The organism is Flavobacterium sp. Arc3 (assembly GCF_041431375.1).
Lineage (GTDB): Bacteria > Bacteroidota > Bacteroidia > Flavobacteriales > Flavobacteriaceae > Flavobacterium.
In genome coordinates this window covers 23154-35669 of record NZ_JASMRI010000026.1, presented here as the reverse complement: position 1 = coordinate 35669, position 12516 = coordinate 23154, and the positions used below count along the sequence as shown (strand labels likewise).

Annotated in this window: 13 protein-coding genes; 7 read left to right on the top strand and 6 right to left on the bottom strand. The window is 35.2% G+C overall.

Annotated elements, in window-relative coordinates; translation table 11 throughout:
* Nucleotide 1: 1 nt before the first annotated feature.
* Nucleotides 2–385, bottom strand: coding sequence for an acyl-CoA thioesterase (locus QO200_RS16225; RefSeq protein ID WP_371542148.1), 384 nt, complete (start codon nucleotides 383–385; stop codon nucleotides 2–4).
* 68 nt (nucleotides 386–453) lie between these two features.
* On the opposite strand from QO200_RS16225, the gene QO200_RS16220 reads away from it, so the two are divergent.
* From QO200_RS16220 to QO200_RS16190, 7 genes are all read left to right on the top strand, one after another.
* A complete protein-coding gene (locus tag QO200_RS16220; RefSeq protein WP_371542146.1) occupies nucleotides 454–861 on the top strand; it encodes a glyoxalase in 408 nt (135 codons plus the stop codon).
* A 178-nt stretch (nucleotides 862–1039) separates the two neighbouring features.
* Nucleotides 1040–1297 (top strand): hypothetical protein, encoded by a 258-nt coding sequence (locus tag QO200_RS16215; RefSeq protein ID WP_371542144.1) that lies wholly within the window; start codon nucleotides 1040–1042, stop codon nucleotides 1295–1297.
* Nucleotides 1298–1373: 76 nt separating this feature from the next.
* The gene (locus tag QO200_RS16210; RefSeq protein ID WP_371542141.1) at nucleotides 1374–1811 is read left to right on the top strand and encodes an alpha/beta fold hydrolase; all 438 of its coding nucleotides are present in this window, start codon (nucleotides 1374–1376) and stop codon (nucleotides 1809–1811) included.
* A 50-nt stretch (nucleotides 1812–1861) separates the two neighbouring features.
* Nucleotides 1862–2809, top strand: a complete 948-nt coding sequence (locus QO200_RS16205; protein ID WP_371542139.1) for a RimK family alpha-L-glutamate ligase — start codon at nucleotides 1862–1864, stop codon at nucleotides 2807–2809.
* Nucleotides 2810–2947: 138 nt separating this feature from the next.
* Nucleotides 2948–4054, top strand: coding sequence for a carboxylate-amine ligase (locus QO200_RS16200; protein WP_371542136.1), 1107 nt, complete (start codon nucleotides 2948–2950; stop codon nucleotides 4052–4054).
* Nucleotides 4055–4099: 45 nt separating this feature from the next.
* Nucleotides 4100–4930 carry a type 1 glutamine amidotransferase gene (locus QO200_RS16195; RefSeq protein WP_371542133.1) on the top strand — a complete coding sequence of 277 codons (831 nt, stop codon included), beginning with the start codon at nucleotides 4100–4102 and terminating at the stop codon, nucleotides 4928–4930.
* Between the two features lie 15 nt (nucleotides 4931–4945).
* Nucleotides 4946–6136 carry a hypothetical protein gene (locus tag QO200_RS16190; protein WP_371542130.1) on the top strand — a complete coding sequence of 397 codons (1191 nt, stop codon included), beginning with the start codon at nucleotides 4946–4948 and terminating at the stop codon, nucleotides 6134–6136.
* A 5-nt stretch (nucleotides 6137–6141) separates the two neighbouring features.
* On the opposite strand, the gene QO200_RS16185 is transcribed toward QO200_RS16190, so the two are convergent.
* The 5 genes from QO200_RS16185 to QO200_RS16165 are packed head-to-tail and all read right to left on the bottom strand — an operon-like array spanning nucleotide 6142 to nucleotide 12388.
* Nucleotides 6142–6837: a DUF4240 domain-containing protein gene (locus tag QO200_RS16185; protein WP_371542129.1), complete on the bottom strand. Its 696-nt coding sequence runs from the start codon at nucleotides 6835–6837 to the stop codon at nucleotides 6142–6144.
* A 57-nt stretch (nucleotides 6838–6894) separates the two neighbouring features.
* Entirely contained in the window at nucleotides 6895–8550 is a 1656-nt protein-coding gene (locus QO200_RS16180; protein ID WP_371542127.1) for a M1 family metallopeptidase, read from the bottom strand.
* A 51-nt stretch (nucleotides 8551–8601) separates the two neighbouring features.
* A complete protein-coding gene (locus QO200_RS16175) occupies nucleotides 8602–9816 on the bottom strand; it encodes an acetyl-CoA carboxylase biotin carboxylase subunit family protein (RefSeq protein ID WP_371542124.1) in 1215 nt (404 codons plus the stop codon).
* 4 nt (nucleotides 9817–9820) lie between these two features.
* Entirely contained in the window at nucleotides 9821–11251 is a 1431-nt protein-coding gene (locus QO200_RS16170; RefSeq protein ID WP_371542121.1) for a M17 family metallopeptidase, read from the bottom strand.
* A complete protein-coding gene (locus QO200_RS16165) occupies nucleotides 11252–12388 on the bottom strand; it encodes an alpha/beta hydrolase (RefSeq protein WP_371542118.1) in 1137 nt (378 codons plus the stop codon).
* Between the last annotated feature and the right edge of the window lie 128 nt (nucleotides 12389–12516).

The following is a 12516-nucleotide window of genomic DNA, read 5'->3' as shown; positions in this document are numbered from 1 at the left end:
TTTAAAGGCGGTTTTTTACAAATTCAATCTCTGTTTTACCGTGCGCTTTAGGTTTACCATCTGCTCCTAAGTTGACCATAGTCGTATTGGCTATAGAAATAATGGTTTCGCGGGTCATCATATTTCGAACCTCGCATTTTAGAGAAAGGGATGTAGTTCCAAACTTCACCACATCAATACCAATTTCGATAATATCTCCTTGTTTTGCAGAGCTTCTAAAATTAATTTCCGACATGTATTTGGTCACTACTCTTTGGTTTTCTAATTGAATAATAGAATATAAAGCCAATTCTTCATCAATCCAAGCTAATAATTGCCCTCCAAATAAAGTTCCATTTGGGTTCAGGTCTTCTGGTTTTATCCATTTTCTAGTGTGAAATCGCATATTTTTTATTTAATAATGCTAAAGTAACCTATCTCCGTTGATTTTTTTATATTTTTAAAGAAAAAAAAATGGAACCAAGAGATGTTTTTTTAGTAGAATTCCGTGGAGTAACAATAGGAAGTGTCAGTACACAATCTTCATCCGAGGAAATGTTCCAAAACGAGGTGCTTCGACCAATTTTAAAGCTGCAAAATGATTTATTTATAGCTTCTTTTAGAAATTATTTGGCTAAACACAAGGGCGATTTTTATTCTCAAACTAGCGAAAAGAAACTGGTTAGCATTGAAAATACAGTTCAAAAAGACATAAAATACCGTAATACATTAAAGGGAATGGTAATCGGCTTATTCACAACAGAAGAATACTTATTCTATATCAAGAATTCCTCAAATCTCAACAAAAGAATGATGAATATGTTAATTGAAAGATTAAAAAGTCAGATTCAATTGTTTGAAGCCGTCTCCACTAAGGAGTAAAGGCTGTAAAAGGTTGATTTTATAGAAATTAGACATCCTTTTAGTGTAAATTAAAGTAGAAGTGTCATTGAATTTGTTCTCACATTCTCATTTATATCAAGCTTTAACTCGATAATTATCAAAATATCTAATGCTTTAAGGATTCATACTATTTTTAATGTAAAAAAGGAGATTAGCTATGTATTTTCTCCTCTTTGAAAGAATATTTTCGTTATTATTGTTAAAAGCAAAATATATGAAAGAGGAATATTTCAAGTGGTATTCTCCTAACCTAAATAAGGAGATTGAGATGTTAGTTTTTGGGCATTCCGGATACCCGGTTATCCTATTTCCCACTTCAATGGGAAGTTATCATGAAAATAAAGACATGGGTTTGATAGAATCTGCTAAATGGTATATGGAGGCAAGGATTAATACAAATATTTTGTCCAGATAGTGTTGATAAAGACAGCTTTTATAACAAACACATTCATCCTGTTCATCGCATCGAAAACCATGTGCGTTATGACAAAATGATCTGCCATGAAATTGTTGAAAAAGTAAAAAACAATACACCGTCGGGGAAAGTTGCCGTTGCCGGTTGCAGTTTTGGAGGATATCATGCCGCCAATTTTGCTTTTAGACATCCCGGTTATGTTAGTCATATGTTTTCTATGAGTGGTGCTTTTAATATAAAAAGCTTTCTGGATGGTTTTCATAACGACGATGTTTTTTATCACAGTCCTGAGGATTACTTATATGGATTAGAAGATCCTGAATTATGGAAAATGGATATTGTTCTGGGTACTTCTAATTGGGATATTTGTTTTGATGCCAATCTGAAATTAAGCAAAGTATTAAGTCAAAGAAACGTACACCACTGGCTTGATATTCGTCAGGACAGAAATCATGACTGGCCGATATGGAAGGAAATGTTTCCACATTACTTAACCCAAATCAAGTTTTTTTAGAACGAGAAATTAAACGTAAAAAAATATTAATAAGGTAAAATAGATAAAAAATGAAAAAAATTGGAATTTTATTTGGAATGGAAGACACCTATCCTCAAGCATTTATAGACCGTGTTAATTCAAAAAACGAAAAAGGAATTATTGCAGAAGCAGTTTCGATCGATAAAGTAGTTCAAAATAAAGATGGAGAATACGCAGTCATTATCGACCGCATTTCTCAAGATGTTCCCTTCTATCGTGCGTATCTGAAAAATGCCGCTTTAACGGGTACAAATGTCATTAACAACCCTTTCTGGTGGAGTGCCGATGATAAATTTTTTAATAACTCATTAGCAGATACACTTGGAGTGCCGTTACCCAATACAGTTTTACTACCTTCTGCGGAACACCCAACAGATACGACTGGAAAATCATTCAGAAACTTAAAATACCCAATGGACTGGGAAGGAATATTTGATTACATAAAATTCCCTGCTTACATGAAACCGTACTCTGGTGGAGGATGGAAAAATGTATACCGTCTTGAAAACAAAGAGGAATTTTGGGAGAAACATCAGGAAACTGGTCAGCTGGTAATGATGCTTCAGGAAGAGATTGTTTTTACTGAATATTTTAGAGTGTATTGTCTGGGCGGTAAAGCGGTTAGAATCATGCAATACGAACCAAGAAACGCACCTCATTTGCGTTATGTAATTGATGGTCCACCAGTGGATAAAAAATTACTGGCAACCGTAAAAGACTACACGTTGAAACTATGTAAAGGTTTAGGCTATGACTTCAATACGGTCGAGTTTGCTGTGCGTGATGGTATTCCTTATGCAATTGATTTTGGTAATCCTGCACCCGATGCTGAATTAACTTCTGTAGGTGCAGAAAATTTTGAATGGGTAGTGGAAGAATCGGCTAAAATGGCTATTGCTGCTGCAAAAAAACAAAAGCCAGGAAAAATGAATCTGACTTGGGGAACATTTATGAAAGACGCGGTTGCGGGCAAATAAAATTGTGAGAAACCGGAATGCCTAGCCCAGATAGCAGAGAAAATTTAATCTCGTTTTTTAACGAGGTGGATTGTATCGAATAGCTGGACACGAACGAAGCGAACTGGCGAAGTAAATTGCTCCTAAAAAAAAATAAAAATGAAAAAACTACCCGCTTTTACCCTTGGTGTTGAAGAAGAATATCAAATTATAGATCCTGAAACAAGAGACCTGCGCTCGCATTTGTCGAAAATTGTTGATGGAGCCAAGATTATATTGAACGAACAGGTAAAGGCAGAAATGCATCAATCTGTCGTGGAAGTGGGTACTAATATTTGTACGAATGTTGATGAGGCCGAAAAAGAAATTAAATTCCTGCGAACTAAAATTGTTGAACTAGCAGATAAGCAAGGATTAATTGTGGGTGGCGCTGGAACACATCCTTTTTCGAAATGGCAAGACCAACCCATTACTGATGATCCGCGGTACCATACCATTGTGAATGAGTTACAGGATGCGGCACGTTCTAATTTAATTTTTGGAATGCATTGTCATGTTGGGATCGAAAATCGTGAAATAGGCTTAAAATTAATGAATCAAGCCTGCTATTTTTTACCTCATATTTTTGCGCTGTCGACCAATTCTCCTTTTTGGGAAGGCAGACAAACGGGATACAAATCCTTTAGAACAAAAGTATTTGATAAATTTCCCAGAACGGGATTGCCAGAATATTTTGATTCGGTGGCATCTTATGATAATTTTCTTGACACCTTGGTAAATACTAATTGCATCGATAATCCAAAGAAAATTTGGTGGGATTTACGTTTGCATCCCTTTTACGACACAATTGAATTTCGCATTTGCGATATGAGTTTAACGGTTGAAGAGACTATGTGTATTGTAGCTGTAATACAAGCTGTTGTGGCTAAATTATATAAACTGAATATGCAAAATATGAGTTTCAATATTTACAGACTGGCACTAATAAAAGAAAACAAATTCCGTGCTTCTCGCTATGGAATCGAAGGACATATGATTGATTTCGGACTTCAGAAAGAGGTAGAAACAAGAGTGTTGATTCTTGAATTATTGGATTTTGTGGATGATGTTGTAGATGAATTAGGAAGCCGTGAACAAATTAATTATGTACATCAGATTTTGAAAAACGGAACTGGAGCAGCAAAACAATTGGCAGTATTTGAGAAAACAAATGACATTACAAAAGTGGTTGATTTTATAACCGATGAATTCACTAAAGGGTTGTAAATTATTAGATTACCTTTGCATATTACTACAATTAAAGATTGCCCCATGAATAAGAAAAAAATAACAATTGCCCTTTTAGACATGTACGACGGAGTACCTAATCAGGGAATGCGCTGTACAATTGACATAATAAACAGATTTAGCCCTATTGTAAGCTTCAAAATATATGATGTGAGGGGAAAATGCGAATTGCCCGAAATCGAGCAATACGACATTTATATCTCTACTGGAGGGCCGGGAAATCCTTTAATTGGTGACGGCACTTGGGATACAAAATACTATGCATTTATTGATGCCTTAACGAAATGGAATCTGGAAAACCCAGTAAAAAAGCATGTACTATTCATCTGTCATTCCTTTCAGATGGCGTGTAAGCACTTTGGTCTGGCAGAAATTACTAAAAGGAATGATACTTCCTTCGGTGTTATGACAATTCATAAAACGAAAGAAGGTGAAACTGATCCTCTTTTTGAGGGTTTAAGCGATCCTTTCTATGCTATTGATTCCAGAGATTACCAAGTGGTACAACCTAAATTAAGTGTTTTTAAGAAAAAAGGAGCTAAAATTATTTCCCTAGAAAAAATAAGAGATCATGTGCAATACGAACGCGCAATAATGGCCGTACGATTCACAGATTATTTTGTGGGAACTCAATTTCATCCCGAAGCAGATCCCATAAGTTTTATTTCTCACCTGAGAAATAAGGATGCCAAGGAAAAAATAAAAGCGATGAAAGGGAAAAGAAAGTTTAGAAATATGCTGGAAGATTTATTGGATGATGATAAAATCTACAGAACAAACGAAACTTTGATTCCCAATTTTCTTCGCACGGCGATAAATGACCTGATGAAAACAAAAAAGATGATTTCCAATTAATCTCAGCTAGACGTTATGATTTCAAAATATCGAAAACTATTTAATGAGCAATTCACAGAAAAAAAATATCAGCAATTACAAGATGATATCGCCTCTGATTTTGATTATAAACCTACTTTTCGAATAGGGGAAACTCCTTTTTTTATATCTAACCAACTGAAAGAACAATTAATAGAGGGTTGCAATGAAGTTATAGCTTTAATTCAAGAAGAAGGTTTTAAAGCGTTAACATATAAAGCATTAGAATTAAATATCAAAGTGCCAAATGAAGATAAGCACACCAATTTTTTGGCTATTGACTTTGGAATCTGCGAAGAGAACGGAGCTGTAATTCCGAAGTTGATAGAAGTACAAGGATTTCCTTCCTTGTATAATTATCAGACTAATCTATATGATAAATTTGTAAATCAGTACCCTTTTCTTAACGAGCTGACTCCATTCTTTAATGGCATCAACTCACAAGAGTACCTGAAGATTGTTGAGGAAGTAATTTGTAACCATCACCTTAAGGAAAATGTTGTTTTACTCGAAATAGAGCCCGAAAAGCAAAACACAAAAATTGATTTTTACTATTGTAAAAGAGATATCGGAATACCGATTGTTTGTGTAACTGAAGTAATCAAAAAAGGTAGACAGCTGTTTTATAAAAATGAAAATAATGAGGTAGTGCTTATAAAGCGGATTTATAACAGAGTAATTTTTGATGAACTTGATTTGCGTACAGATTTGAAACTAGATTTCAGTTTCTCAGATGATCTTGATGTCGAATGGGCAGGACATCCAAATTGGTTTTTCAGAATCAGTAAATTCATACTGCCTTTTTTAAAAGGTAAGTATTTTATAGAAACGACATTGTTAAGTGAATTAACTAAAATCCCTGAGGATTTAGAAAATTACGTCTTAAAACCTTTATTTTCTTTTTCGGGAACAGGTGTTATTTTTCATGTAAAAAAAGAAGATATTGAAGCTGTTGTAGAAAAAGAACTTTACATTCTGCAAAAAAAGGTTAACTACATTCCCATTGTACAGTCGCCTGACGGTAAGGTAAAAGCAGAAGTTCGTATACTTTGCGTTTGGAAAAAAGAAGATGTCGCTCCTACTCTATTATGTAACCTAGTGCGCTTGAGCCGTGGTGAAATGATTGGGGTTAAATTCAATAAAGACAAAGACTGGGTTGGTGGAACGATCGGTTTGTTTCAAAAGTAATTATTTTATTTCCATAGTTTTTGAAATAAAACCGGGCAAACTTTCCCCATTGTTTCAGGTTCATCTGGATTCCAGTTAAATTTTAGTAATGGATAATTTTCGTCATTGGTTAAGAAAGTATCATAGTCAATATAAGAATACAAATCTTCACCCGTAGTGTTTTTAAATGCATTCATCGCTACATACCAAAAACCTTCAAATTCATAGGATTCCTTGCCTTCAACTACCTCAGTAATTAAAGTATCAGGATTCGCTTTTACTTTATAAAACACCTCTTTACCTTGAGAAATTAACCAACATCTAAAATATTCAAATCCACCATCAGAGCAACCACCACTTACAATATAAGCTGCACACCATAATTCCGGATTGTAGCTGTCATAAAGGAGCTGGTCAGTTCTTAAACGAAATCCTATCATTTCCTGCGGAGTCAATTTTTCGATTGCCGAAACCAGAAAAATTTCCTGATCTTCTTGATTTGTAGTTTCCTTGAGCGAGGTTTCAATTAGTGTCCAGAAAGTATCTTCGCTTAGCATTTCACTTGATTTAGGAAGTGCTATTGAATCAAGATTAATTTGAGCAGCCATTTCAGGATTTTCAATACTATCCAATGACTCTTCTATATTTTCCGTGCTGTTTTGACCACAAACAGCAATACTGAAGAACAAAAATAACGATAGTAATGTAATTGAATTTTTCATAAAACAAAAGGAATTTGACAATTGGCTCTTAATATGCCTGTGTAAAATTAACTATTTTTATTCTGTAATATCAAATTCCGCTACATAAAAATTTGCATCAATTTTAAGTTGTGGATTTTCCACTATACTAGAATCATTTTTCCATTCTGTCGTTGGTTTGAGCCATTTTTCTACGCCGTTAATGGTAATTTTTAGTGGCATATTGAAGCCCGTAACACAGTTAGTCCATCGAAATCCGAGGGTTTTGTCCTTAAAGAAATATTCTAATGTGGGTATTCTAGTGTCTCTTAAGTACTGATTAAAGAAAGGGTTTAATTCCATTCCAACCGCTGTACTCAAGTAATCCTCAATTTGTTTTGTAGTCACTGTTTGATGATAAAAAGTGCTATTCAAACCCCTTAGTATGGTTCTCCATTTCTCATCGTCGTTTACAATTTGACGCAAAGTATGTAGCATATTAGCACCTTTATAGTACATATCACTCGAGCCTTCACTATTTACACCATAATGACCAATAATGGGTTTATCGTTTTGAATATTTTTTCGGATTCCTCGAACGTATTCATTACCGGCCTCTTTTCCGTAATAATACTCCACAAAAAGACTCTCAGAGTAGTTGGTAAAACTCTCATGAATCCACATGTCTGCGATATCTTTATCTGTAATGTTATTGGCAAACCATTCATGACCAGATTCATGAATAATGATAAAATCAAATTTAAGACCCCAGCCTGTTCCGCTTAAATCCCTGCCTCTGTATCCATTTTTGAAGCCATTCCCGTAAGTAACTGAACTTTGATGCTCCATTCCTAGATAAGGAGCTTCTACTAGCTTGTAACTGTCTTCATAAAACGGATAAGGTCCAAACCAATGCTCAAAAGCTTTCAGCATACGAGGAACATCTTTAAATTGTTCTTTAGCTTTTGCTAAATTATCTCTCAAGACATAGTAGCTACAATCTAAATTTCCTTTTTCCCCTTTGTATTTCTCTGAGAACGAAACGTAGTCCCCAATATTTATATTTACACCATAGTTATTGATTGGATTTGATACATACCAGTTAAACGTCCTAGTTCCATCTTTTAGTTCTTTTACGCTAACTAATCGTCCATTAGAGACATCAGTCAGATTTCCAGGAACATTTACACTGATTAGCATACTTTCTACCTCGTCGTACATATGATCCTTATTGGGCCACCAAACGCTAGCACCTAATCCTTGACAGGAAGACGCAATAAATGGGTTACCGTTGCTGTCTTTCTTCCAAGTAATCCCTCCGTCCCATGGCGGATTTACGGCAACTTTTGGTCTTCCGCCATAGAAAACGGTAAGTTCTTTAATGGTACCCGGTTTTTGAAGCGCGACCAACTCAATAAAAAAGGCATTGCCTTCTCTGCTGTATTTTAATTCAACTCCATCCTGAATTACTTTGTAAATTTCTAAAGGCTTTTGCAAATCAATTTGCATGCGGTTGTACTCTTCTACTACTTTATATTTAATGGTGTTAGAACCCGTTATAGTGCTGTCTTTTGGATTCACTTTAACGTCCAGATGATAGTACTTCACGTCCCACCACGCTCTTTCTTTAGTAATGCTTCCTCTTAGACTGTCTTGTTTGGTAAATACCATTTCCGACTTACTTAAAAGACCTTGGGCGTTAGAACTATTCGAAATAAATACTAAGGAACAAATAACAACAAAAAAATTTTTCATGAATGCGGAATCTTTTAATATAACTCTATTTTTAAATCTAATCTATTGCTACTAATGTAGTTTTGATACTTTTTCTTGCGCTACCACCACAGTAAAATCAGCGACTAAACGGTCTACATAATCATTTAATAACTCTAAAACTCTTTCACTTTTATCAGACTGAACCACTAATCCGGCATGGTAATCCAAAGGTACTATAAAGCAAACTTCTGGATCAGAAAAAGAAGATAAATCAGGATTTTTATATTTAGACAAAGTCAATACAATTCCAGCATATCCTTTTTTTACTTTTGGTAACTTATATTTTTGTTCTCTTACCAATGCGTCTTCAATGGCGGCCCATTCTTTCCAAAGATTAATGTTGGAAGCTGCTTCCACCATTTCTGCCAGATGCGCTCCGCCTACTCGAGATGATGTTTCTAGGAAATATATTCTTCCATCTTCATCACTTTTTATAAATTCAGTATGTGCGGCACCATGTTTCAGTCCGAAATCTTTCATGACCTGCTCATTTAGCTTTTTTATGGCTTTGTCATCTTCAGAGTTGTATGGGATGTTTGAGCTTCGAAAAACGCCTCCTCCCTGTGATATTTCCATCGGAGTGGCCAAATATTTTGAAGTCAAACTAAAAATGACTTTACGATCTGAAATTAAACTATCACAATGATAAACAGCACCAGGTTTAAATTGTTCCAATAAGTATTTGAAACGGTTATTCCCCATTTCATTAATATGGATCCACAGCGTTTCCTTATCGTGTACTTTTATGATACCATTGGCTGAGGCTTCCGATCTTGGTTTTAATACCCATGGAGGAGAAACAGTATCGGCAAAAGTATTAATATCGTGATCATTAAATAAAGAACAAAAAGCAGGAATGGAAATGCCACAACTTTTTGCTCTCATACGCATCGCCAGCTTATCTCTAAAGTAACGTCCCGTAGTTTGTCCCATACCATCAATACGCAGATTCTCTCTCAGATAGGTTGCTTTTTCTACATCGTAATCATCCAATGCTACAATGGCATCAATTTGATTTGACTTCATTAAGTTCCCAACACCCAATAATAAATGCTCTAGATTCCAATCGATATCCTGACCTTGCATGTAAAAGGTTTCATCTATAGAATCATGTGGCCATGGTTTATCTCTCAGTTTTTCACTGGTTATGAGGTAGACTTTGTTGCCAAGGCTTTTTAAATGAATTAAAAAATCGGCCCCTTTGAAATAATTCGAAATACAAATGAAAGTTTTAGGATTTTGCATAAGCTTATAAATTTTCAATGAACTTGGTTAATAAATGTACTCCATATGCTGTAGCATGTTTGCTTTTTGCAAATTCATCGTCGCCAAATGCTACGCCAGCAACATCCAAATGTGCCCAAGCAGCATGCTCGTTTGTGAAATATTCTAAAAATTTAGCCGCACTAATAGCGCCAGCTACCGGTTTTCCGCTATAGTTTTTTACATCTGCAATGTCACTTTCTATATCCTGTTTGTAGACATCCCAAAGTGGCAATTGCCATAGGCGCTCCCCTACTGAATCTCCTGCTTCTTGCAGTTTTTTTGAAATAGAATCGTTATTGGTAAATAAAGCACCGCATTCATAGCCTAACGTCCCCACACTACTTCCGGTAAGTGTTGCGATATCCACAATGTATTCTGGCTTGTAATTTTTTATTAGATAGGAAAGACCATCTGCCAAGACTAAACGTCCTTCTGCATCAGTATCAATAATTTCGATTGAAGTCCCGTTGTAACTGTGAATCACATCGCTAGGTAAAAATGCTTTTGCGTCCACTGAATTTTCTGCACAAGGAACGATAGCAGTTACTTTTACGGGTAATTGTAAATCAGCGATCAATTGCATTGCTCCAAATACTGCAGCACCACCAGCCATATCACACTTCATGTGAACCATTCCAGCCGTTTTTATGTTCAAACCTCCAGTGTCAAAAGTGATTCCTTTTCCCACCAAGCCAACATGCTTTAAATGAGGAATATCTTCTTTTGGAGTATAAGTCATTACTACAAATTGTGGCTCATTCTGGCTTCCTTTTCCAACAGCTAAAAAAGCACCGAGTCCTTCTATTCGGCATGCTTCGAGACCTAGAACATTGACCTCAAATCCGTATTTCTCTCCTTTATCCTGTGCCCATTTTGCAAGATACTTTGGAGTCACTTTATTAGGCGGTAAGTCGACTAACGCTAAAGTTTGAAGTTGGGCGCGGGCAATTTTTATCGCTTTATTGATTGTTGCAGTATAATCTTTAAAAGATAAAATTTCCAATTCAAAATCAGGGTTTAAAAACGGATGCTCATCTACTTTTTTGAAATGACCTAAATTATAAGTGCCTAACAATAAGCCGGAAACTGCAGCTTCCACTTGGTCAGTACTGAATTCTTCGGGTACAAATAAAGCGACATTTTTTCCAAAAGCTTCTTTTTCCTTAGCAGCAACTCTCCTGGTTATTGTTTTTAAGGCCTTATAATCTATTTTTTTACCTAGTCCAATAAAAAGGTAAGTATTATCGTTTTTTTCGGATAAATAATAAGTGTCCTTCTTGCCATAGAACACTTTGGATGAAATTTCTAAACCTTCAAACTTAATTGGAACAATACTTTTTGCAGTGGTTTCAAAAACGGGTATTAAAACGGTTCCTGAAAAATTCTCTAATTTATCTATTTCTTTAGTTTTCATCTAGTTATCTTTTGTGTTAAAAAAAAGCCACTCAATAGCTTTAGGAAATTCATCACTCCAATAGGTCTCGTTGTGTTTTCCCTCCTTATTGATGCTCAAATTAATTTTCATTTTATCTTTTACAAATTCGCTTGCAATGGCGCGATCCTTGAAATTTTTCACATGTTCAATCATGGTGTCACTTTCGTCGCCACCAGCATATAAATATATTTTAGTATCCTCAGTAACATCTTCGTCAACTTTTATTTTCATATCAGGTTTTACCCAAAGTGAAGGAGAAAAAATCATCAATTTACCAAATACTTTGGGGTATCTCAATCCGCTAAAAATGCTGATTAAAGCGCCCATCGAACTGCCACCTATTCCGGTATTAGCACGATCTGTTTTGGTACGAAAATTATTATCGACAAACGGTTTTAACGTTTTGGTTACAAAACGGATGTACTTTTTACCCTGTCCTTTTCCTAATATTGTTTTGCCAACACTATATTCTCTTATTCTGTCTTCATCAGCGTGTTCAATGGCGATTATAATAATCTTCCCAATTTTATACTCCGACATTACAGCCAGTTTTTTGTCAATTTCCCAATTTCCGTATTCAGCATTCTCATTAAATAAATTCTGAGCATCTTGCAAATACATCACGGGATAGCTTTCTGTTGAAGTATCATAATCGTGAGGAAGCAAAGCCCAAATTTTTCTGGTTCTATTCAGCTGAGGAATCTCAAATTCATCAGATATAAGTAAAACTTGCGGCAAATAGTTTTGTTTGTAGGGGAGCCAGTTCTTTCTCCATCTTGCAACATGTTCTTTTTGTGTTCCCGTATGCTTCATTGTTGATCTATTTTCGGTACGATTGCCATTCCTGTCAATTTCCACTTCACTCCAATCCCCTTTTGTAAATTTATACAATAACGTTTTTGGATAGTCAAAATCGTGGGTAAATTTGAAATGATACAACCCACTTCCTATTTTTTCCATCATGAAATCCTTATCCTGCGTCAACCAATTATTAAAATTACCCGAAAGATATACGGGACGTAAATCATCTTCATCGGTGGTCAATATTATGTGTAATCCAGTTTTTATGATTGTATGGTTAGGTTCTAAAGTGTTGCTTTTATTGTCAAAATTCATAATGTGTATTGTGGTATTTTGTAAAATAATAGTAAATATAGTGGATTGCAACCTGAAATAAAAGAAAAAAGAAAACCCAACAGTAAATGAAATTACTGTTGGGTTTTTATATAGGATGGTTAACAAGA

Bases quoted from the DNA above. Each gene is read 5' to 3' on its own strand.
- QO200_RS16225 (WP_371542148.1), bottom strand. From the start codon at position 385: ATGCGATTTCACACTAGAAAATGGATAAAACCAGAAGACCTGAACCCA.
- QO200_RS16220 (WP_371542146.1), top strand. From the start codon at position 454: ATGGAACCAAGAGATGTTTTTTTAGTAGAATTCCGTGGAGTAACAATA.
- QO200_RS16215 (WP_371542144.1), top strand. From the start codon at position 1,040: ATGTATTTTCTCCTCTTTGAAAGAATATTTTCGTTATTATTGTTAAAA.
- QO200_RS16210 (WP_371542141.1), top strand. From the start codon at position 1,374: ATGATCTGCCATGAAATTGTTGAAAAAGTAAAAAACAATACACCGTCG.
- QO200_RS16205 (WP_371542139.1), top strand. From the start codon at position 1,862: ATGAAAAAAATTGGAATTTTATTTGGAATGGAAGACACCTATCCTCAA.
- QO200_RS16200 (WP_371542136.1), top strand. From the start codon at position 2,948: ATGAAAAAACTACCCGCTTTTACCCTTGGTGTTGAAGAAGAATATCAA.
- QO200_RS16195 (WP_371542133.1), top strand. From the start codon at position 4,100: ATGAATAAGAAAAAAATAACAATTGCCCTTTTAGACATGTACGACGGA.
- QO200_RS16190 (WP_371542130.1), top strand. From the start codon at position 4,946: ATGATTTCAAAATATCGAAAACTATTTAATGAGCAATTCACAGAAAAA.
- QO200_RS16185 (WP_371542129.1), bottom strand. From the start codon at position 6,837: ATGAAAAATTCAATTACATTACTATCGTTATTTTTGTTCTTCAGTATT.
- QO200_RS16180 (WP_371542127.1), bottom strand. From the start codon at position 8,550: ATGAAAAATTTTTTTGTTGTTATTTGTTCCTTAGTATTTATTTCGAAT.
- QO200_RS16175 (WP_371542124.1), bottom strand. From the start codon at position 9,816: ATGCAAAATCCTAAAACTTTCATTTGTATTTCGAATTATTTCAAAGGG.
- QO200_RS16170 (WP_371542121.1), bottom strand. From the start codon at position 11,251: ATGAAAACTAAAGAAATAGATAAATTAGAGAATTTTTCAGGAACCGTT.
- QO200_RS16165 (WP_371542118.1), bottom strand. From the start codon at position 12,388: ATGAATTTTGACAATAAAAGCAACACTTTAGAACCTAACCATACAATC.